Annotated in this window: 13 protein-coding genes; 10 read left to right on the top strand and 3 right to left on the bottom strand. The window is 71.5% G+C overall.

Features of this window, described 5'->3' with window-relative positions; genetic code table 11:
- Positions 1-19: 19 nt before the first annotated feature.
- Positions 20-619 (bottom strand): TetR/AcrR family transcriptional regulator, encoded by a 600-nt coding sequence (locus tag HJC40_RS35000; protein ID WP_250007719.1) that lies wholly within the window; start codon positions 617-619, stop codon positions 20-22.
- Positions 620-705: 86 nt separating this feature from the next.
- Between HJC40_RS35000 and HJC40_RS34995 the strand changes: the two genes are divergently transcribed.
- Positions 706-1,680, top strand: a complete 975-nt coding sequence (locus tag HJC40_RS34995; RefSeq protein ID WP_250007718.1) for an NADP-dependent oxidoreductase — start codon at positions 706-708, stop codon at positions 1,678-1,680.
- 498 nt (positions 1,681-2,178) lie between these two features.
- On the opposite strand, the gene HJC40_RS34990 is transcribed toward HJC40_RS34995, so the two are convergent.
- Complete coding sequence (locus HJC40_RS34990; protein ID WP_250007717.1) at positions 2,179-3,228, bottom strand: LacI family DNA-binding transcriptional regulator; 1,050 nt, start codon at positions 3,226-3,228, stop codon at positions 2,179-2,181.
- Positions 3,229-3,456: 228 nt separating this feature from the next.
- Between HJC40_RS34990 and HJC40_RS34985 the strand changes: the two genes are divergently transcribed.
- Genes HJC40_RS34985 through pulA form a run of 5 tightly spaced genes read left to right on the top strand, consistent with a single transcriptional unit; the run spans position 3,457 to position 14,328 of the window.
- Complete coding sequence (locus tag HJC40_RS34985; RefSeq protein ID WP_250007715.1) at positions 3,457-4,698, top strand: maltose ABC transporter substrate-binding protein; 1,242 nt, start codon at positions 3,457-3,459, stop codon at positions 4,696-4,698.
- A complete protein-coding gene (locus tag HJC40_RS34980) occupies positions 4,699-6,297 on the top strand; it encodes an ABC transporter permease subunit (RefSeq protein WP_250007714.1) in 1,599 nt (532 codons plus the stop codon).
- A complete protein-coding gene (locus HJC40_RS34975; protein ID WP_250007713.1) occupies positions 6,294-7,139 on the top strand; it encodes a sugar ABC transporter permease in 846 nt (281 codons plus the stop codon). Before HJC40_RS34980 ends, HJC40_RS34975 begins: the two co-directional genes overlap by 4 nt.
- Entirely contained in the window at positions 7,136-8,920 is a 1,785-nt protein-coding gene (locus HJC40_RS34970; RefSeq protein WP_250007712.1) for a glycoside hydrolase family 13 protein, read from the top strand. Before HJC40_RS34975 ends, HJC40_RS34970 begins: the two co-directional genes overlap by 4 nt.
- A gap of 11 nt (positions 8,921-8,931) precedes the next feature.
- The gene (gene pulA, locus HJC40_RS34965; RefSeq protein ID WP_250007711.1) at positions 8,932-14,328 is read left to right on the top strand and encodes a pullulanase-type alpha-1,6-glucosidase; all 5,397 of its coding nucleotides are present in this window, start codon (positions 8,932-8,934) and stop codon (positions 14,326-14,328) included.
- Here pulA and HJC40_RS34960 read toward each other — a convergent pair.
- Positions 14,322-16,715, bottom strand: coding sequence for an EAL domain-containing protein (locus HJC40_RS34960; protein ID WP_250007710.1), 2,394 nt, complete (start codon positions 16,713-16,715; stop codon positions 14,322-14,324). The genes pulA and HJC40_RS34960 overlap by 7 nt on opposite strands.
- Positions 16,716-16,837: 122 nt before the next feature.
- Between HJC40_RS34960 and HJC40_RS34955 the strand changes: the two genes are divergently transcribed.
- The 4 genes from HJC40_RS34955 (at position 16,838) to HJC40_RS34940 (ending at position 20,517) form a co-directional block, all read left to right on the top strand.
- Complete coding sequence (locus tag HJC40_RS34955; RefSeq protein ID WP_250007708.1) at positions 16,838-17,554, top strand: histidine phosphatase family protein; 717 nt, start codon at positions 16,838-16,840, stop codon at positions 17,552-17,554.
- Positions 17,538-18,371: an NAD(P)H-hydrate dehydratase gene (locus tag HJC40_RS34950; protein WP_250007707.1), complete on the top strand. Its 834-nt coding sequence runs from the start codon at positions 17,538-17,540 to the stop codon at positions 18,369-18,371. Before HJC40_RS34955 ends, HJC40_RS34950 begins: the two co-directional genes overlap by 17 nt.
- Positions 18,372-18,419: 48 nt before the next feature.
- The gene (locus tag HJC40_RS34945; RefSeq protein WP_250007706.1) at positions 18,420-18,833 is read left to right on the top strand and encodes a CBS domain-containing protein; all 414 of its coding nucleotides are present in this window, start codon (positions 18,420-18,422) and stop codon (positions 18,831-18,833) included.
- A 91-nt stretch (positions 18,834-18,924) separates the two neighbouring features.
- Positions 18,925-20,517, top strand: coding sequence for an alkaline phosphatase (locus tag HJC40_RS34940; RefSeq protein WP_250007810.1), 1,593 nt, complete (start codon positions 18,925-18,927; stop codon positions 20,515-20,517).
- The last annotated feature ends 166 nt before the right edge of the window (positions 20,518-20,683 follow it).

The following is a 20,683-nucleotide window of genomic DNA, read 5'->3' as shown; positions in this document are numbered from 1 at the left end:
GCAGAACCCGCTGGGCAGGTCAGAGGGGCGCCGGTGGCGGGCCCAGCGGGTGGGCGCCTTCGGGGCGGAGCCCGTCGAAGATCAGGGCGAGGTAGCGGCGCCACAGGTCGGGCGGCGGATCTTTGACGAAGCTGACTACGTGATTCGGGGCGCACATCAGGAGGACGACGTCGGTCGTCGTGACGTCGGGCCGGATGGCGCCTGCTTCCCGCGCTCGGTCGACCAGAGCGCCGATGGTCGCGTAGAGCTGTTCGCGCAGGGCGACCACCTCGGCGCTCGCGTCGTCCGCGGTGAGGAGAAACGACACGTCCTGCTGTTCGCGCTGGGCGGCCGCCGCGGTGAGGAACTCGTACAGCGCCGCGCCGGGATCCGCAGTCGTGAGGAGCCGTCGGCCGGTGGCGTCGAGGACGCTGATGTGCATGTGAACGATCGCCGCGATCAGTTCGTCCTTGGACGCGAAGTGGCGGAACACCGTGCCCTTGCCCACGCCGGCGCGGCGGGCGATGTCGGCGACCGAAGCTCCCGGCCCGCGTTCGGCGAACTCCTTCTCCGCGGCCTCCAGCAGGATCGCCCGGTTGCGAACGGCATCGGCGCGCAGGGTCCGGGGAGGTGAGGTCACGTCGTCGAGTCTAGCAAGTTGACCGCGCGGTCCGTTTATGCCTAAGGTCAAAGTGACCGCTCGGTCCGTTTGATCGGAGAACCATCATGAAGGCACTCGCGGCTACCGCCTACGGCCCACCCGAGAACTTGTCACTCATCGAGCTGGACGTGCCGCGCCCCGGCCCGGGGCAGATGCTGGTACGGATTGCCGCATCGTCGCTCAACCCCACCGACCTGCGCGTGGCCGCCGGCGACTACCGGGCGATCGTCGAGCTCACCTTCCCGTACGTGCTGGGCAACGACTTCGCCGGGACCGTGACCGAGGTCGGCGCGGGCGTGACGGCGTACGAGGTCGGGGACGAGGTGTTCGGGCAAGCCCTGCCGCGGCAGCTGAGCTGGGTGGTCGCCGACCACCTCCGGCCGTCGCTGAGCACCGGCGCGCTGGCCGAGTACGCGGTCGTCGAGGCCGACACGCCACTGCTGGCCCACCGTCCCGCCGCCGTGCCGGCCGAGCAGGCCGCCGCGCTGGGCATCACGGGCCTGACCGCGCTGAGCATCATGGCCGCCGCCCGGGTCACGGCCGGGGAATCCGTGCTGGTCGTGGGGGCCACCGGCGGGGTAGGCACCCAGGTCGTCCCCCTGCTGGCCGCCGCCGGCGCCATGATCACCGCGACCGCGGGCAACGCCGCCGCCGGTGACGCGCTGCGCGAGCTGGGAGCCGACCGGATCATCAGCCATGACCAGGCCGATTACCCGTCCGGCGTCGACGTGCTCCTCGACCTGACGCTGCCGGTCGACCGGCTGGCCACCGCCGCCCGCAGCCTGCGCGCCGGCGGCCGTCTGATCACCATCATCTTCCCCGGCCCCACCCCCGAGCAGGTCGGCCGCGACGACGTGGACGTCCAGTTCCTGCTGGACCCGGACGGCGTCGCCGGCGGCATGCGCGACGTCGCCGAGGCCGCGGAGAAAGGTCTGCTGAGGGCCACCATCGCTCACCGCTTCCCCTTCGACCAGGGAGTTCAGGCCGCCACGGCGTACGCCCAGAGGGGCAAGGTCGGCAAGATCGTCGTCACGATGTGAGAGAGGCAGCACCGCTTCCCAGCGGCCACATCTCGTCGTTCCCGCACTCCCGGCCGACCAAAACCCACCGCCCAGCGCAACGTGCTGACCGGAACCCATCGCCCAGCGCAACGTGCTGACCGCAACCCATCGCCCAGCGCAACGTGCTGACCGGAACCAATCGCCCAGCGCAACGTGCTGACCGCAACCGGCACGGTCCTGCTCCCGCAACCCACCACCCAGGCCCGCCCGCCAGACCAATACGCCGTCCATCAACCACAGCGCGGCAGCCGGCCCACCAAGCCGTCAGGTGACCACCGGCCCGACGACTCACCCAGCCCCCAGCGACCACGACGAACCCGCCACAGTCAGCCGCGCAAGGGTGGGGCCGGGGGTGCCCGAGCACGTCCATAGAGAAGGTTTAAGGACGAGCTTGGGCACCCCCGGCCCCACCCGTCCACCGCAAGCAAGCGAGCAAGCAGGCCGGCCCACAAGCCCTGAAAGAACTTGCAAACAGAGTCAAGCAGCAGGAGCAGGAACCGCCCGATCCTGCCGAGCCGGCGCCTTGGCAGTCGAATCACGCACCACCAACTCCGGCCGGAACAGATATTCCGAGTGCGGCGCCCCATGCCCGTTGATCTCGTCCATCAACGACCGGACAGCCGCCACCGCCATGGCCGTGACCGGCTGCCGCAGGGTGGTCAACGGCGGATCCGTGAACGCGATCAACGGCGAGTCGTCGAACCCGATGACCGAGACGTCCCCCGGCACCGACAACCCCCGCCGCCGCGCAGCCCGGATCGCCCCCAGCGCCATGAGGTCCGACCCGCACACCAGCCCCGTCGCCCCCATCGCCAGCAGACGATCGGCCGCCACTTCGCCGCCCTCCACCCCGAACAACGTCAGCGAGACGTAGTCGTCCAGCGCCGACTCCGCGATGCCCAGCTCCCGCTTGATCGCCTGCCGGTAACCGGCCAGTTTGCGCTGCGTACCGATGAACCTGTTCGGCCCCGAGATCATGCCGATGCGCCGGTGCCCCAGCGCCACGAGGTGGGTGACCGCCAGGTCGCCGGCCAGCCGTTCGTCGCAGGACACGAACGGCGCCTCGATGCCCTCGGCGTACCCGTTCATCAGGACGATCGGCAGCGGCCGGTCGAGGAGCCGCTGGTAGCGGGCATGGTCGGCGGTCGTGTCGGCGGACAGCCCCGATACGAACACGATGCCGGACACCTGGCGGTCGAGCAGCATCTCCACGTACTCGTCCTCGGTCACCCCGCCCGGCGACTGGGTGCACAGCACCGGCGTGTATCCCTGTTGCGCGAGCGTGGACTCGATGACCTGGGCGAAGGCCGGGAAGATCGGGTTCTCGAGCTCGGGCACGACCAGCCCGACCAGGCCGGCGCTGCGCTTGCGCAACCGCTCGGGCCGTTCGTAGCCCAGCACGTCGAGCGCCGTGAGCACCGCCTGGCGGGTCTCCTGGGAGACGCCGGGGCGGTCGTTGATGACACGCGAGACCGTCGCCTCACTGACCTGGGCCTGACGGGCGATGTCGGCCATCCGTGCACGCATGACGCCAACTCTAGTGGTGCCGTGTTGCCGGCGAGTTCCTGCAAGCTCTTCCATTGATTGCAAAGACTTGCTAACGTCCCGGCAACGCCAACGACATCGGCCGATCTCCCGGGATCCCGCCGCACGCTGCGCCTATCGGCGTCCAGCTATGAAATCGCGAACTCACCACACCAGCAAGCTCACCCCTCGAGCCTTGCATTTGCTGAAAGAAGACGACAGGAGATGCACATGCGCATCGGCGCCACCCTTGCCGCCACCCTGACCTGTGCCCTCGCCCTCGCCGGTTGCGGCAGCGGGAACGACGACGACAGCCCCGGCACCGACCCCAGCGCTCGTCCCCCCGCAGCCGGTGAGCTGGTGATCTGGGCCGACGACAAGCGTTCGGCCGCGCTCAAGCCGTTCGCCGAGAAGTTCGGCAGCGAGAACGGCGTCACCGTCAAGGTCCAGGCCATCAGCAAGGACCAGCAGACCACCTTCGTCACCGCATCGCAGCAGGGCAGCGGTCCCGACGTCATGGTCGGCGCGCACGACTGGATCGGCAACCTCGTGCAGAACGGCGCGGTCGACCCCGTGCAGTTGTCCGCCGAGCAGTCGGCCGGTCTCAACCCCAACGCGCTCAAGGCGGTCACCTTCAACGGCCAGACGTACGGGGTGCCGTACGCGATGGAGAATCTCGCCCTCATCCGCAACACCGACCTGGCCCCGCAGGCCCCCGCGACCATCGAGGCCCTGGTCGACGACGCGAAGAAGCGGAAGATCCCCGAGAGCCTGTGCCTGCAGGTCGGGCAGAACGGCGACGCCTACCACCTCTACCCGCTCTATTCGAGCGCCGGCGGCTACCTGTTCGGCACCACCGCGAACGGCGACTACGACCCCAAGGACCTCGGCGTCGGCAAGCCGGAGTCGATCGCGGCGTTCCGGAAGATCGCCCAGCTCGGCGAGAAGGGCTCCGGCGCGCTGAAGCGTTCGATCACCCCGGAGAACTCGATTGCCACCTTCACCGCGAAGAAGTGTGCCTACCTGGTCAGCGGCCCGTGGGCGGTCGCCGATGTCAAGAAGGCCGGCATCAAGTACGACATCAGCCCGGTTCCCGGATTCCAGGGTGGACAACCGGCCCGCCCGTTCCTCGGCGTCCAGACGTTCTATGTGGCGTCCAAGGGCAAGAACAAGGCGCTGGCCCAGGAGTTCGTCACCAACTACGTGACCACGCCGGAACTGGCCGTCGCGCTCTACGCCGCCGAGCCGCGGCCGCCGGCCCTGACCGCCGCGTTCGACCAGGTGAAGGGCCAGGACGCCGACCTCGAGAAGTTCGTCGCCGCGGGCCAGGACGGGCAGCCGCTGCCGGCCGTGCCCGAGATGGCGGCGATCTGGGACCCGTTCGGCAAGGCCGAGGCCGCGGTCGTCGGTGGCGCCGACCCGGCCAGGACGATCGCCGCTGCCGGCAAGACGATCTCGGCCGCGATCAAGTAGATGACGGCGACCAAGCTCGGCGGGCCGGTCGCGCCGGTCCGCCCGGCCCCCGCCGGCGATCCGGGCGGTGGGCTTGCGGGCCGGACGGTCAAGATCGTGCTGCTCGGCCTCACCGTGGCCATCGCGGTCTGGGCCGCCTTTCCCCTCATCGAGAACGAGATGTGGACCGGCCTGGCGATCCTGCTGGCCACCACGGCCGGGCTGCTCTACCTCTATCTGACGCCCCGGCACATCCCGTTGAAGTACCTGGCGCCGGGAACCGTCCTGCTGCTGCTGTTCCAGGTCTTCCCGGTGCTCTACACCGCGAGCACGGCCTTCACCAATTTCGGCGACGGCCACCGGGGCAGCAAGCAGGAGGCCGTCGTGGCCATCCAGACCGCCTCGGTCACCCAGGTGCCCGGGTCCCGGCAGTACGCGCTGACGGTCGCGACCACCGGCGACCCGGCCTCCGGCCCGCTGGTCTTCCTCGTCACCGACCCGGTCACCCGTCAGGTCTCGGCCGGCGACGCGGACGGACTCGCGGCCGTGCCGCCCGGGGACGTCACCGTGGGCAGCACCGGCCGGGTCACCGCGGCCGACGGCTACACGGTGCTCACCGCCGGTCAGGCCAGTCTGCGCAGCGCCGAGATCACCGCGCTGGCCGTGCCCACGGCCGCCGGCGCGATCCGCTCGTCCGGGCTCTCCCGGGCGTACGAGGGACGGGCCGGCCGGGCCTATGACGAGGGCTGCGACTGCATCCGGGACACGGCGACCGGCCGGACGTGGACGGCCGACGAGAACGTGGGCGCCTTCGTGGGCGCGGACGGTGACCGGCTGGCCCAGGGCTGGAAGGTCGGCGTGGGGTTCGGCAACTTCACCCGGGTGCTGACCGACTCGGCGATCGCGGGGCCCTTCTTTCGTACGCTGGTCTGGAACGTCGCCTTCGCCGTCGCCTCGACCGGCGGCACCTTCGTGCTGGGTCTGCTGCTCGCGATGGCGCTGCACTCGCCCCGCGTCCGGGGCCGCCTCACCTATCGGGTCCTGCTCGTGCTGCCGTACGCGATGCCGTCGTTCGCGATGCTGCTGGTCTGGCGGGACATGTTCAACACCGACTTCGGGCTGATCAACGGTCTGTTCGGCTCCGATGTGGACTGGTTCGGCGGCAGCGCGTCGGCCCGGCTCGCGGTGATCCTGGTGCAGCTGTGGCTCGGCTACCCGTACATGTTCCTGGTCGCCACGGGCGCGTTGCAGGCCATCCCGCGCGAGCTCTCGGAGGCTTCGCGCATCGACGGCGCGAGCGCCTGGGGCGGGTTCCGGCGGATCACCCTGCCGCTGTTGATGGTCGCGCTCACCCCGCTGCTGATCTCGTCGTTCGCGTTCAACTTCAACAACTTCAACGCGATCTACCTGACCACCGAGGGCGCGCCGTTCCCGGCCGACAACCCGGCCAACGGCGCCACCGACCTGCTCATCACCTACACCTACCGGATCGCGTTCGGCGGGGGCGGCGCGCAGTACGGCTACGCGGCCGCCATCTCCATCTTCATCTTCCTGATCGTGGCCGTGGTGTCCGCGGTCAGCTTTCGCCGCACGCGGCACCTCGAGGAGGTTCACTCATGACGCGCTGGATTCAGCAGGTCGGGTGGCGGCATCTGGTCGGTGTGCTGGTGCTGGCGTTCGCGCTGGTGCCGATCGTCTTCGTCGTGTCCGCGGCGTTCAACCCGCTCGGCACCCTGTCGTCCAGCGAGCTCGTGCCCACCGGCGCCTCGTTCGGCAACTTCACCCGGCTGTTCTCCGACACCGCGTTCGGCCGGTGGTTCCTCAACTCGGCGATCATCGCGTCGGTGTCGTCCATCGCCTCGGTCTTCATCTCGGCCCTGGCCGCCTACGCGTTCAGCCGCCGGCGTTTCCGCGGCCGCCGGGTGGGTCTGCTGTCGGTCCTGCTGATCCAGATGTTCCCGCAGTTCCTGGCGATCGTGGCGATCTTCCTGATCTTCTCGGCGGTCACCGACCTGTGGCCGGCGATCGGGTTCAACACGTCGTGGGGTCTCATCCTGCTGTATCTCGGCGGGGCGCTCGGCGTGAACACCTGGCTGATGAAGGGCTTCTTCGACACGCTGCCGCGGGAGCTGGACGAGTCGGCCACTGTGGACGGCGCCACGCACGCCCAGGTCTTCTTCCGCATCCTGCTGCCGCTGGTCGCGCCGATCCTGGCGGTCACCGCGCTGCTCGCGTTCATCGGCACGATCAACGAGTTCCTCATCGCCAACGTGTTCCTGACCGACGCCGGGTCCAAGACGTTGCCGGTCGGGTTGTACGGGTTGGTGGCGGGGGAGCGGAACGCCAACTTCGGCATGTTCTGCGCGGGCACGTTGCTCACCGCGATCCCCACGGTGCTGGTCTTCCAGCTGTTGCAGCGATACATCACCGACGGGCTCACGGCCGGGGCGGTGAAGGGATGATCCGGCGACCGCACCACGACGGCAGCGAGCTCTACGTCAGCGACCCGGCGCCGGAGCTGGGCGACACGGTCGGCGTCTTCGTCCGGGTGCCTCGCGGCACCGGGGTGTCGCGCGTGCACATGCGCTGGGTGCGCGACGGCGAGCCGGTCTTCACCTCGGCCGTCGTCGACCGGCGGTCGCCCGGCGGGGACACCTGGTGGCGGGCCGAGCTGCCGGCGCACAACCCGGTCACCCGCTACCGGTTCCTGCTCGGCACGACCTCCGGGGTGCGCTGGCTGACCGCGTTCGGGCTGACCGCCTACGACGTGCCCGACAGCACAGACTTCCGGCTGGTGGCCTACCCGCCCGCCCCGGCCTGGGCCCGCGACGCCGTCGTCTACCAGATCTTCCCCGACCGGTACGCCCGATCGCCCGCGGCCGATCTGCGCGAGACCCCGGAGTGGGCGGTCCGCGCGTCGTCGTGGGACGAGCCGGTCGTGCCCGGCCCCGACGCGACCCGGGTCGTCTACGGCGGCGACCTGGACGGCGTCGCCCGGCGGCTGGATCACGTGACCGCGCTCGGCGCCGACACCGTGTATCTGACCCCGTTCTTCCCGGCCCGATCCAACCACCGGTACGACGCGGCCGGTTTCGACCGGGTCGACCCGTTGCTCGGCGGCGACCGCGCCCTGGAACGCCTGTCGTCGGCGGCCCGGGAACGGGGGATCCGGCTGATCGGCGATCTGACCACCAACCACACCGGCGACGCCCACCCGTGGTTCGCCTCCCGGCCCGACTTCTACTACGCCAAGCCGGACGGCGGCCACGTCTCCTGGCTCGACGTGCCGTCGCTGCCCAAGCTGAACTGGTCGAGCCCGGAGCTGCGGCGCGAGTTCCGCGGGATCGCCCGGCGGTGGCTGGCCGAGCCCTACGGTCTGTCCGGCTGGCGGATCGACGTGGCCAACATGACCGCCCGCTTCGGCGCCGACGACTGGAACCACGAGGTCGCCGCCCTGCTGTGCCGAGCGGTCGGAGAGACCCGCCCGGACGGGCTGCTGATCGCCGAGCACGGCCACGACGCGACCGGCGACCTGGACCGGGGCGGCTGGCACGGCACGATGAACTACGCCGGCTTCACCCGCCCGGTGTGGTGCTGGCTGCGGGCCGACACCGTGCCGTTCGACGGCTTCCTCGGCCGGCCCGAGGACCTGCCTCGGCTCGGGGCGGACGCCCTGGTGGCGACCATGTCGGCGTTCGCGGCACAGATGTCCTGGCGGTCCTGGTCGGCCTCCTGGCAGTTGCTCGGCTCGCACGACACGGCCCGCATCCGCACCGTCGTCGGCGACGCGGCGCGTCAGCAGGTCGCCGCCGGGTTGCTGTTCACGCTGCCGGGCACGCCGATGGTCTTCGCCGGCGACGAGCTCGGCCTGACCGGCGGCGGCAACGAGTCGGCCCGCGCCCCGATGCCGTGGAACCGCCCGGAGACCTGGGACACCGCGACGCTGTCCTCCTACCGGGCGCTGATCGCGCTTCGGAGGAGTTCGCCGGCGCTCACCCGGGGCGGACTGCGCTGGGTCCACGCCGACGGCGACAGCCTGGTGTTCCTGCGGGAGTGCGCCGACCAGAGCGTGCTCGTGCTGGCCCGCCGGGCGGCCGGCGAACCGCTGAGGCTGACCGGTCTGCCCCCCGACACGACCCTCGAGAGCCTTTACGGCGGCGCGCCGCCGCTGCACATTGAATCCGATGGTTCCACCGTCATCGATGAATCCGGGCCGGCCGTGCTGGTCTGGGCCCTCCCCTAGAAAGGGACATTGTGGTCTCTGGAAGCCGGCGGCTCCTGGCCGCCGCCGTAGCACTGACTCTTCCGTTCCTGATATCCGTTCCCGCCCGCGCCGAGGCGGCCGCTCCCGCTGCTCCGGCCGCCCCCAGCGACGCGGTTCTGGCCCAGTGGGGCACCGACGAGCCGGCCGGCAACGAGCAGTTCTATTTCGTGCTGCCCGACCGGTTCGCCAACGGCAACCGCGCCAACGACAAGGGCGGGCTGAGCGGCGACCGGCTCGCCACCGGCCTCGACCCGGCCGACAAGGGCTTCTATCACGGCGGCGACCTGGCCGGCGTGATCGACAAGCTGGACTACATCGAGGGTCTCGGCACCACCGCGATCTGGCTGGCCCCGGTCTTCAAGAACCGGCCCGTGCAGGGCAGCGGCGCCGACATCTCGGCCGGCTACCACGGCTACTGGATCACCGACTTCACCCAGGTCGACCCGCACTTCGGCACCAACGACGAGCTGAAGAAGCTGGTCCGGCTGGCCCACCAGCGCGGCCTCAAGGTCTACCTGGACATCATCGCCAACCACACGGCCGACGTGATCCGGTACGCCGAGGAGAAATACGATTACATCGACAAGGCGACCTCCCCGTACGAGGACTCCGAGGGCCGCCCGTTCGAGGACCGCAACTACGCCGACGGGGAGAACGGCTTCCCCCGCGTGTCGACGGCCTCGTTCCCGTACACGCCGGTCTTCCCGTCCCCGGCCGACCGGACGGTCAAGAAGCCGGCCTGGCTGAACGACCCGACGATGTACCACAACCGGGGCGACTCCACCTTCGCCGGTGAGAACAGCGAGTACGGCGACTTCTTCGGCCTCGACGACCTGTGGACCGAGCGGCCCGAGGTCGTGCGCGGCCTCACCGACATCTACGCGTACTGGATCGGCGCCGCCGGGATCGACGGCTACCGTCTCGACACCGTCAAGCACGTCAACCTCGACTTCTGGCCGCAGTTCAGCGCGGGCATCGACAAGGCCGCGTCCCGCGCCGGCAAGCCCGGCTTCTTCATGTTCGGCGAGGTCTACAGCGCCGACCAGGAGGTCCAGTCCACCTACGTGCGCCAGGGCGGCCTGCCGGCCACGCTGGACTTCTCGTTCCAGGAGGCGGCGAAGGGCTTCGTGAACGGCGGCTCGGCCAAGGCGCTGGGCGACCTGTACGCCAAGGACGACCTCTACACCGCCCGGGACACCGGGGCCGGCCGGCTGCCGACGTTCCTGGGCAACCACGACATGGGCCGGATCGGCTCGTTCATCGCGGCGGCCGGCGGCGACGAGGCCGCCCAGCTGCGACGTGGTCAACTGGCCCACGAGCTGATGTTCCTCACCCGGGGCCAGCCGGTCGTCTATTCCGGCGACGAGCAGGGCTTCACCGGGCCGGGCGGCGACAAGGATGCCCGCCAGGATCTGTTCGCCTCGAAGACGGCCGACTACCTCGACGACGATCTGATCGGCACCGACCGCACGCACGCGGTCGACAACTACAACACCGCGCACCCGCTCTACCGCACGATCGCCGAGCTGGGCGCCCTCCGTAAGGGACACCCGGCCCTGCGCGGCGGTGTGCAGGTCACCCGGCACGCGGCCGACGGTCCCGGGGTCTTCGCGGCGTCCCGGTTCGACCGGGCCCAGCGGGTCGAGTACGTGGTGGCCACCAACAGCGCCACCACCGCGCAGACCGTCACCCTCGACACCTGGTCGCCGTCGGTGACCTTCCGCGGCATCTACGGCGGCTCCACCACCGCTGCGGCCGGCGGGGACGGCAAGCTCACCATCACCGTGCCGCCGCTGTCCGCCGTCGCGCTCAAGGCCGGCAAGGCGTTGCCGGCCCCGGCGGCGCGGCCGACGATCACGCTGACGTCCCCGGCCGCCGGCAGCCTCGTGCCGGCCCGCACCCATCTGGTCGCCGGAACCACGGGCGACCCGCTCGCCACCGTCACCTTCGCGGCCCAGGTCGGCGACGGCCCGTGGCAGCTGGTCGGGTCGGGGTCCTCCTCGGCCTACCACGACCTGACCGGCCTGGCCGGTGGCACGACCGTGCGGTACAAGGCGGTCGTGCGGGACAGCCGGGGCCGGCTGGCCTCGACGACCACGACCGTCCGGGTGGGCACCCCGGTCACGACGACCAGCCCGGACTACGCCGTGGTGCACTACCAGCGGCCGGCCGGCGGGTACGACGACTACGGGCTCTACGTGTTCGGCGACGTCGACCCGTCGATGACCACGACGTTCCCGGCCGGGCAGCCGTTCGCCGGCGAGGACGCGTACGGCCGGTTCGCGTACGTGAAGCTGGCCCCGAACGCCCGGAACGTGGGCTTCCTCGTCGTCGGCAAGGACGGGGTCAAGGACGTCGGCGCCGATCGTTTCTTCGACCCCTCCAAGAACGGCGAGATCTGGCTCAGACAGGGCGACACCACGATCACGACGACGCCGCCCGCGGTGTCGCAGGATCCGACCAGGGCGGTCATCCACTACCGGCGGGCCGACGGCGACTACTCCGGCTGGGGCCTGCACGTCTGGGACGGCGCCGCCACCCCGACCGACTGGGCCGCGCCGCTGCGGCCCGTCCGGACCGACTCCTTCGGCGCCGTCTTCGAGGTGCCGCTGGCCGCCGGGGCGACCGCCCTGAACTACATCATCCACAACGGAGACACCAAGGATCTGCCGGACGACCAGCGCCTCACGTTCGCCGAGGGCGGCCGCGAGATCTGGCTGCTCGGCGGGACCTCGCCGCGCCTGGCGCCGGTGGTCCGGCGGGCCGGCTCGGGGGGCGTGACCGACCTGACCAAGTCGTCGGCCGTCTGGATCGACCGCAGCACGGTCGCCTGGCGACCCGGGGGCGACACCGACGGCAAGGTGTACGACCTGGTGTACGCCCCGGGTGGCATCGGCGTCGCGGACGGTGAGCTGACCGGCTCGTACCGGACCGTGCCACTGACGGCCCGGCGCGACGGGCTGACCGAACCGCAGCGCACCCGCTTCCCGCACCTGTGGCAGGACGACGCGTTCCGGCTTCCGCGCGGCGTCGAGGCCAAGCAGATCCTGCGCGGCCAGGTCGTGGTGACCGAGCGGGACGCCGAGGGCCGGCTCCTGGCCGCGACGGGAGTGCAGACGGCGGGGGTGCTCGACGACCTCTACGCCGCGGATGCGGCCGGCGCCCGGCTGGGACCGGTCGGCACGGCGCTGTCGGTGTGGGCGCCCACGGCTCAGAAGGTCGATCTGCAACTGTTCGACACGCCCGGATCGGATCCGCGGACCGTGGCGATGGCTCGCGACGACCGCACCGGCGTCTGGTCGGTCCGGGGCCCGGCGTCATGGAAGGGCAAGGACTACCAGTACCGGGTCACGGCGTGGCAGCCGGCGGTCGGCCGCGTCGTCACGGCCGCGGTCACCGACCCGTACGCCCTGGGCCTCTCGACCGACTCGAAGCGCAGCCGGCTCGTCGACCTGGCCGATCCGGCGCTCGCGCCGGGAGGCTGGTCCGCGCTGCGCAAACCGCCCGCCGTGCCCGCGGCGAAGATCCAGGTCTCCGAGCTGTCGGTGCGGGACTTCTCGATCGCCGACCCGACCGTCCCGGCCGCCCAGCGCGGCACCTACCTGGCGTTCACGGGCCAGGGCGCCGGGATGAAGCACCTCGAGGCGCTGGCCGACGCCGGGACCACGCACCTGCACCTGTTGCCGGTGTTCGACTTCGCGACCATTCCCGAGAAGCGCGCCGACCAGAAGCAGCCGCCGTGCGACCTGGCCGCGCTGCCGCCGGACAGCGAGGAACAGCAGAAGTGCATCGCCCAGGTGGCCGCGACCGACGGCTACAACTGGGGCTACGACCCGCTGCACTACACGGTGCCCGAGGGTGGCTACGCGGTCGACCCGGATCAGCGCACCAGGGAGTTCCGGCAGATGGTGGCCGGGGTGAACAAGGCCGGGCTGCGCGTGGTGATGGACGTCGTCTACAACCACACGTCGGCCGCCGGCGCCGACCCCCACTCGGTGCTCGACCAGATCGTGCCCGGCTACTACCAGCGGCTGCTCGCCGACGGGACGGTCGCGAACTCGACCTGCTGCGCCAACACGGCCACCGAGAACGCGATGATGGGCAAGCTGGTCGTCGACTCGATCGTCACCTGGGCCAGGGCCTACAAGGTGGACGGTTTCCGCTTCGACCTGATGGGTCACCACCCCAAGGCCAACATCCTGGCCGTACGGGCGGCGCTCGACCGCCTCACGCCCGCGCGCGACGGGGTCGACGGCCGGAGCATCAACCTGTACGGGGAGGGGTGGGACTTCGGTGAGGTGGCCGGGGACGCCCGGTTCGAACAGGCCACCCAGGCGAACATGGCCGGCACCGGGATCGCCACCTTCAACGACCGGCTGCGCGACGCCGTGCGCGGTGGCGGGCCGTTCGACGAGAACCCCCGGGTGCAGGGCTTCGGCACCGGGCTGCTGAGCGCGCCCAACGGCGACCCGGTCAACGGCACGGCCGCCGAGCAGAAGGCCCGGCTGCTGCACTACCAGGATCTGATCAAGGTCGGGCTCAGCGGCAACCTCAGGTCGTACCGCTTCGTGAACTCGGCCGGCGCGACCGTCACGGGCGATCAGGTGGACTACAACGGCTCGCCGGCCGGCTACACAGCCGCGCCGGGCGAGGCCATCACCTACGTCGACGCCCACGACAACGAGATCCTGTACGACGCGATGGCCTTCAAACTGCCGCCGGGCACCTCGGCGGTGGACCGGGCCCGCGCCCAGTCGGTCGCCCTGGCCACCACGGCCCTGGGGCAGGGCGCCGGCTTCGTCGCGACCGGCAGCGAGCGGCTGCGGTCCAAGTCGCTGGATCGCAACTCGTTCAACTCCGGTGACTGGTTCAACGAGATCGTCTGGGACTGCGCGAAGGGCAACGGCTTCGGTCGCGGCTTGCCGCCGGCCGCCGACAACGAGGACAAGTGGGCCTACGCCCGGCCGTTGCTGGCCGATCCGGCCCTGGTGCCCTCGTGCGACGCGGTGGCCCTGGCCGACGCCCGCTACCGGGAACTGCTGAAGATCCGCGGTTCGTCGCCGGTCTTCGGCCTGCCGACCGCCGCCGAGGTGCAGAAGAGACTGTCGTTCCCGCTCTCCGGAGCGGCCGAGACCCCGGGGGTCGTCACGATGACTCTGGACGGACGGGGGATCGACCGCACCTGGAGATCGGTGACGGTGGTCCTCAACGGCACCTCGGCGGCCACCACCCAGACCGTCCCGGCGCTGGCCGGCAAGGCGGTCACGCTGCACCCCGTGCAGCGCGGCTCCGCCGACCCGGTGGTGCGCTCGGCCTCGTACGAGAAGGGAACCGGCGCCTTCTCGGTGCCGGCCCGCACCGCGGCGGTGTTCGTCGAGCGTCAGTGAACCGGCACGGCCGCGGATCGGGCGATCAGGTCCGCGGCCGGCTCCGGCACGCCCAGGCGATAACCCTGGGCGTACCGGCAGTTCATGGCGGCCAGCAGGTCGAGCTGCTCGTCGGTTTCGACGCCCTCGGCCACCACCTTGAGGCCGAGGGTGTGCCCGAGCTGCAGCACCGCGCTGACCAGTTCCTGCTGCCGCTGGTTGCCGGCCAGCCCGGTGATGAACGACCGGTCGACCTTGAGCACGTCGACCGGGATGTCGCGCAGGTAGCCCAGCGACGAGTACCCGGTGCCGAAGTCGTCGATCGCGATCCGCACGCCCAGCTCGCGTAGCTCCTCCAGCCGCCCCGCGGTCACCGCGAGGTCGCGCATGAGCACCGTCTCGGTGAGCTCGAGCACCAGACAGGCCGGTGGCAAACCGGTGCTGGCCAGCGCGTACGCCACCCGGTCGGTCAGGTCGGGCACCTCGAGGTTGGCCGCGGACAGGTTGACGCTCACCCACTCGGGCGCCGTCGCGGGGGACGTCTCCTGCCACTGCCGCACCACCCGGCAGGCCTCGTTGAGCATCCACCGGTCGATCTCGGTGATCAGGCCGGTCTCCTCGGCCAGCGGGATGAAGGCCCCGGGCTGCTGCAGGCCGCGCTCCGGGTCGGCCCAGCGCACCAGCGCCTCGACGCCGAGGGTCCGCCGGGTCGCCACCTCGACCACCGGCTGCAGGTTTATCCGGAGCTGGCCCTGGTGCACCGCGTCGCGCAGCCGTGACTCGCTGTCCAGCCGGTCCAGCAGCTGCTCGTGCATCCGCGTCTCGAAGACCTGGTAGCAGGCCTTGCCGCGGCCCTTGGCGGCGTACATGGCGACGTCGGCGTTGCGCAGCACCTCGTCGGCATCGGTGTAGTGATGCGCGCCGGGCACCACGCCGACGCTGACACTGACGACTGCTTCGCGGCCGTGCAGCAGGAACGGCTCGGCCAGCGTGTCGACACAGCTCTGGGCCAGCTGCTCGGCCTGGGCCGCGCCGGCGTTCTCGAGCAGGACGGCGAACTCGTCGCCGCCCAGCCGGGCGACCGTGTCGACCGGGCGCAGGGCCGCGGTCAGCCGCTCGGCCGCGGTGCGCAACAGCAGGTCGCCGGCGTTGTGGCCCAGGCTGTCGTTGACCTTCTTGAACCCGTCCAGGTCGAGGTAGAGCAGCGCCGCCTCCTCGCCGGTCGCGTGCGAGCGGGTCATGGCATGCTCGAGCCGGTCGAGCAGCAGCTTGCGGTTGGGCAGACCGGTCAGCGCGTCGTGCAGGGCCTGGTGGCGCAGGTCGTACTCGAGGGCGCGCTGGCGGCTGACGTCGCGCAGCACCACCACCGCGCCGATCCGGCGGTCCTCCTTGGCGATCGGGCTGACCGTGTACGCCACCCGGACCGAGCTGCCGTCCGGCCGCTGCAGGGTCACCTCGGCCCGCTCGTGGGCGTCCGGCAGCAGCGTGCTCGCCTCCAGTTCGAGCAGCCCGGCCACGCCGAGCCCGGTGATCCGGCCGGCCGCGTCGTTGGCGAACGTGATCCGCCCCCGCGCGTCGACCCCGCAGATGCCCTCCCCGGCGTTGGCCAGGATGCGGTCGGTGTACTCCTTGGCCAGGATCTCGCGGGCCGAGCGGTCGAGCCGGACCGCCATGTCGTTGAAGGCGTCACCGAGCCGGGAGATCTCGTCGCGCCGGCCCGGCGCCACCCGCTGGGAGTAGTCGCCGTCGCGGATGTTCTCGACCGCCCGGGTCAGCGCCCGGATCCGCCGGGTGATCGACTCGGCCGTCACCACGCCGAGCACCAGCACGAACAGGATGCAGACCACGCCGGCGACGATGATGATGATCTCGGCGTGCCCGGTGGCCTCCTTCATCTGCTCGTACAGCGGGGTGTATTCGAGGATCACCGCGCCCAGCGTGACGGCGCTGCCGTCGACCACCGGCACGACGACCTGCCGGATGCCGTCCGGATAGTCGGCGCTGGTCTCGACGAAGACCCGCGGGCGCCCGTCGGCGATGGTGCGGCCGACCTCGTTGCCGGTGTCGTGGTCGAACACCGTGCCGACGTTGGCCGGGATGGCGTCGGCCAGGATCCGCTGCTGCGCGTCAACCACCACGACGTCGCGCTCCTGCAGCTCGTGCAGCCGCTTCAGGTACGAGGCGAGCGCGATCGGCTGGTCGATCAGCGCCGGCGGCGTCTCGCCCGGGGTGTCCACGGCCAGGCCGAAGGCGACGTCCTTGGCGATGCCACGAGCCACCTGCTCGGCTTCGGTGATCGCCGCCTTGCTCGTGGTCTCGGCGTCGGCGTGCAGCACCACCCCGCCGGTCACCGCGACCATGGCTGCCACCGTCAGGAAGCCGCCCAGCAGCGTCTGCCGTACGTTCACCCTCTCCTGATCGGCGCGCGGAGCGACGGCGTGAGGGTCTCGGTGCCGCAGGGTCTCGGTGGCGCAGGGTCTCGGTGCCACAGCGCGGTTCTGCCCGCCGCCACCGGGGTAAACGCCCCGGCATGGAAGAGCTGCAGTGGCTGGCCGTCATCCGGCACGGCCAGAGCACCGGGAACGTCACCGCCCAGGACGCCGAGACGGCCGGGGTCGAGGAGATCGACATCCCCGAGCGGGATGCCGACGTGCCGCTGTCCGACCTCGGCCGGGAGCAGGCCGAGGCGGTCGGCGCCTTTCTGGCCGACGCCTCTCCCGAGATCGTCGTCGTGTCGCCCTACCTGCGCACCCGGCAGACCGCCGAGCTCGCGCTGGCCGGGCTGGACGTCCCGATGGTCGTCGACGAGCGCCTTCGCGACCGTGAGCTGGGAGTGCTCGACCTGCTGACGGCCTACGGGGTGCAGCAGCGGCTGCCCGGCGAGGCGGCCCGCCGGGCCCGGCACGGCAAGTTCTACTACCGCCCGCCGGGCGGCGAGTCCTGGGCCGACGTGCTGCTGAGGTTGCGCGCGCTGCTGCGGGAGCTGCGCGAGGACCACCCGGGCGGCCGGGTGGTGCTGGTCGGGCACGAGGCGGTCGTGCTGCTGGTGCGCTACCTCGCCGAGGGCCTGAGCGAGGCCGAGCTGATGGAGGTCGCCCACCGGACGTCCGTGGCCAACTGCTCGATCAGTACGTGGCGGAACGAGGACGGGCGCTTGCGGCCCGAGCTGTTCAACTCCGTGGACCACCTGCACGCCGAGGGTGCCCGGCCGACCAAGCAGGAGGACGTCGATGACAAGCCGGCCTGAAGAACGGGTTCTCACCCTGCGGGTGCTGCGCGACTGGCCGCTGCCCGACCCCGAGGGCAGCAAGGAGGCCCGCGGCACCGTTCTAGTCGTGGGCGGTTCGCGGTTCACCCCGGGCGCGGTGCTGCTGGCCGGCGAGGCCGCGCTGCGGGCCGGCGCCGGCCGGTTGCAGCTGGCCGTGGCCGAGGAGACGGCGGTGCAGCTGAGCATCGCGGTGCCGGAGGCCAAGGTGGTCGGTCTGGGTCAGGCCGACCAGCTGCGGTCGCTCGCCGAGGGCGCCGACGTGATCGCGCTCGGGCCCGGCCTCGACGACATCGGCCACACGACCGAGCTGATGCGCGACGTGCTCGGGGCGGCCGGCCCGGACACCGGGGTGGTGCTCGACGCGTACGCCCTGGGCGCGCTCAGCAAGGACGCGGGCCTGTTGCGGCAGCGGCGGGCCGTGCTGACCCCCAACGTGGTCGAGGCGCAGCACCTGCTCGGCCGTGACCCGGGCGACGACCTGGCCGCCGCCGCGGCCGAGCTCGCCGAGCGCTACGGCGCGGTGGTCTCGCTCTACGGCCACATCGCCACGCCCGACGGCCGCGCCTGGGTCGAGGAGAGCGGCGACGCCGGCCTGGGCACGTCCGGCAGCGGCGACGCCCGCGCCGGGATCGTCGCCGGGCTGCTGGCCCGCGGGGCCGACCCGGCCCAGGCGGCCTGCTGGGGCGCCTACGTGCACGCGGTGAGCGGCCAGCGGCTGACCGCGTGGCACGGCCGCACCGGCTTCCTCGCCCGCGAACTGGTCGACGAGGTCGCCCGCACGATTGCGACGGTCTGAGCGGGGTACGCCTTGAGGCATCCCCCGACACGGAAAGGAACGATCCGCATGACCACCGCACGCGAGATCATGACCCCGGATGCCACCTGTGTGGGCGAGAAGGAGACCCTGGCCGACGCCGCCCGCAAGATGTCCGACCTGGGCGTCGGCTCCCTGCCCATCTGCGGCGAGGACAACCGGCTCAAGGGCATGCTGACCGACCGCGACATCGTGGTGAAGGCTCTCGCCCAGGGCCGCGACCCGTCCTCGGTGACCGCCGGCGAGCTGGCCCAGGGCAAGCCCGTGACGATCGGCGCCGACGACGACACGACCGAGATCCTGCGCACCATGTCCGAGCACAAGGTCCGCCGCCTCCCGGTGATCGACGGCCACCAGCTGGTCGGCATCGTCGCGGTCGCCGACGTGGCCCGCGCCCTGCCCGACCGTCCGGTCGGTGACCTGATCGACGCGATCAGCGAGTGACCGCTACCGATGGGTGAAGGGCAGCCGAACATCCGGCGCAGCCCCTGACCGAGGCAGTCGTGCCCCTGATACACCGAGGGGCATGACTGCCTTGTCCAGTGGGATCGACCGCCGGTCGCTCCTGCTTCTCGCGGGCGCGGGTGTGGCCGGAGCCGCCGTCTCCAGCCCGGCCGCGGCCGCCACCACCGTCTTCCAGCACGGCGTCGCCTCCGGTGACCCGACCCCCGGCGGCATCCTGCTGTGGACCCGGGTGACCGTCGAGTCACCCGGCCCGGCCGCCACCGTCCAGTGGCAGATCGCCGCCGACGCGTCGTTCTCCGCGGTGATCCGCTCCGGCGCCGTGCTCACCGGTCCCGAACGCGACTACACCGTGAAGGCCGACGTCGACGGTCTCGCGGCCGGAACGACGTACTGGTACCGCTTCGGTCTCGGGGGCACGTGGTCGCCGACCGGGCGCACGATGACCGCCCCCGCCGCCTCCGACGCCATCACCCGCCTCCGGATGGGCGTCGTGAGCTGCGCCAACTGGGAGGCGGGCTATTTCGCGGCCTACCGCCACCTGGCCGCGCGGGGCGACCTCAACCTGGTCGTGCACCTCGGCGACTACCTCTACGAGTACGGCTCGGGCGAGTTCGACGCCGGCGGCACGGTCGTGCGGGCCACCAAGCCGGCCGGCGAGACGCTCACGCTGGCCGACTACCGCACCCGGCACGCGCAGTACAAGACCGACCCCGACCTGCAGGCGCTGCACGCCTCGGTGCCATGGATCATCACCTGGGACGACCACGAGGTCGCCAACGACATGTGGAGCGGGGGAGCGGAGAACCACACCCCCGGGGCCGAGGGTGACTTCGCCGCCCGGGTGGCCGCGGCCCGTCAGGCGTACGCCGAGTGGATGCCCGTGCGGCTCGCCGAGGACGGTCACATCTACCGCCGGCTGCGCTACGGCACGCTGCTCGAACTGTCCATGCTCGACCTGCGCACGTACCGGTCCGTGCAGACGAGCGGGGCCGGGGCCGACGACGAGGACCGCACGATCACCGGCGCCGCCCAGATGAGCTGGCTGCTGGACGGCCTGACCACGTCGACGGCCGCGTGGAAGCTGGTCGGCAACCCGGTGATGATCTCGCGCCTGGACGTCGGGGCCCTGCCGGCCTGGCTGCTGGGCCCGCTGGGCGAGCTGATCGGCGTCCCGAGCAATGGCCTGGTCCTCAACGCCGACCAGTGGGACGGCTACAACGCCGACCGCGAACGGCTGGTCGACACGCTGCGCGCCCACCGGACCCGGGACGTCGTGTTCCTGACGGGCGACATCCACACCAGCTGGGCCAGCGAACTGACCACCCGCGACACCGGCCCGGCCACTCCCGCCGCGGCCGAGTTCGTCGTGCCCTCGGTGACCAGCGACAACATCAACGACTTCCTCGGCACCAGCCCGGGCGGCCCGCTGAGCGTGCTGGCCGCCTCGCTCATCCGGGCCACCAACCCGCACGTCAAGTGGGTGGAGACCGACGGCCACGGCTTCGGCGTGCTCGAGGTGACCACCACCCGCTGCCGGATGGACTGGTATCACCTGGCCGACCGCACGAAACGCGACACCTCGGCCCGGTGGGTGCAGGGCTGGTCCGTGGGCCGGGGTTCCTCCAAGATCCGCAAGGAGTCCGCCCCGTCAGGAAACGCCTGACCACTCCGGTGCTGCCGGCCGCCGCCGTGGTGGCGCCGGCCGCCCCCGCGGCTGCGTCCCGACCTCGGCCTCCTGCCCTCGGGCGTCCGTGCGATGTCCTACTGGATCGAAGCGTTGACCTCCGGCTGAACACGGCGCCGTCTCCCCCTGGGGCGGCGCCGTTCGC

Source organism: Actinoplanes sp. M2I2, from assembly GCF_023544445.1.
In the GTDB taxonomy this organism is placed as follows: Bacteria; Actinomycetota; Actinomycetes; order Mycobacteriales; family Micromonosporaceae; genus Actinoplanes.
Note: the sequence above shows the minus strand (reverse complement) of the source record. Positions and strands in the feature narration are given on the sequence as shown.

What these genes read in the sequence shown, in the direction of transcription:
- HJC40_RS34990 (WP_250007717.1), bottom strand. Translation starts at nt 3,228, where the DNA reads ATGCGTGCACGGATGGCCGACATCGCCCGTCAGGCCCAGGTCAGTGAG.
- HJC40_RS34970 (WP_250007712.1), top strand. Translation starts at nt 7,136, where the DNA reads ATGATCCGGCGACCGCACCACGACGGCAGCGAGCTCTACGTCAGCGAC.
- HJC40_RS34985 (WP_250007715.1), top strand. Translation starts at nt 3,457, where the DNA reads ATGCGCATCGGCGCCACCCTTGCCGCCACCCTGACCTGTGCCCTCGCC.
- HJC40_RS34975 (WP_250007713.1), top strand. Translation starts at nt 6,294, where the DNA reads ATGACGCGCTGGATTCAGCAGGTCGGGTGGCGGCATCTGGTCGGTGTG.
- HJC40_RS34980 (WP_250007714.1), top strand. Translation starts at nt 4,699, where the DNA reads ATGACGGCGACCAAGCTCGGCGGGCCGGTCGCGCCGGTCCGCCCGGCC.
- HJC40_RS34995 (WP_250007718.1), top strand. Translation starts at nt 706, where the DNA reads ATGAAGGCACTCGCGGCTACCGCCTACGGCCCACCCGAGAACTTGTCA.
- HJC40_RS34945 (WP_250007706.1), top strand. Translation starts at nt 18,420, where the DNA reads ATGACCACCGCACGCGAGATCATGACCCCGGATGCCACCTGTGTGGGC.
- HJC40_RS34955 (WP_250007708.1), top strand. Translation starts at nt 16,838, where the DNA reads ATGGAAGAGCTGCAGTGGCTGGCCGTCATCCGGCACGGCCAGAGCACC.
- HJC40_RS34950 (WP_250007707.1), top strand. Translation starts at nt 17,538, where the DNA reads ATGACAAGCCGGCCTGAAGAACGGGTTCTCACCCTGCGGGTGCTGCGC.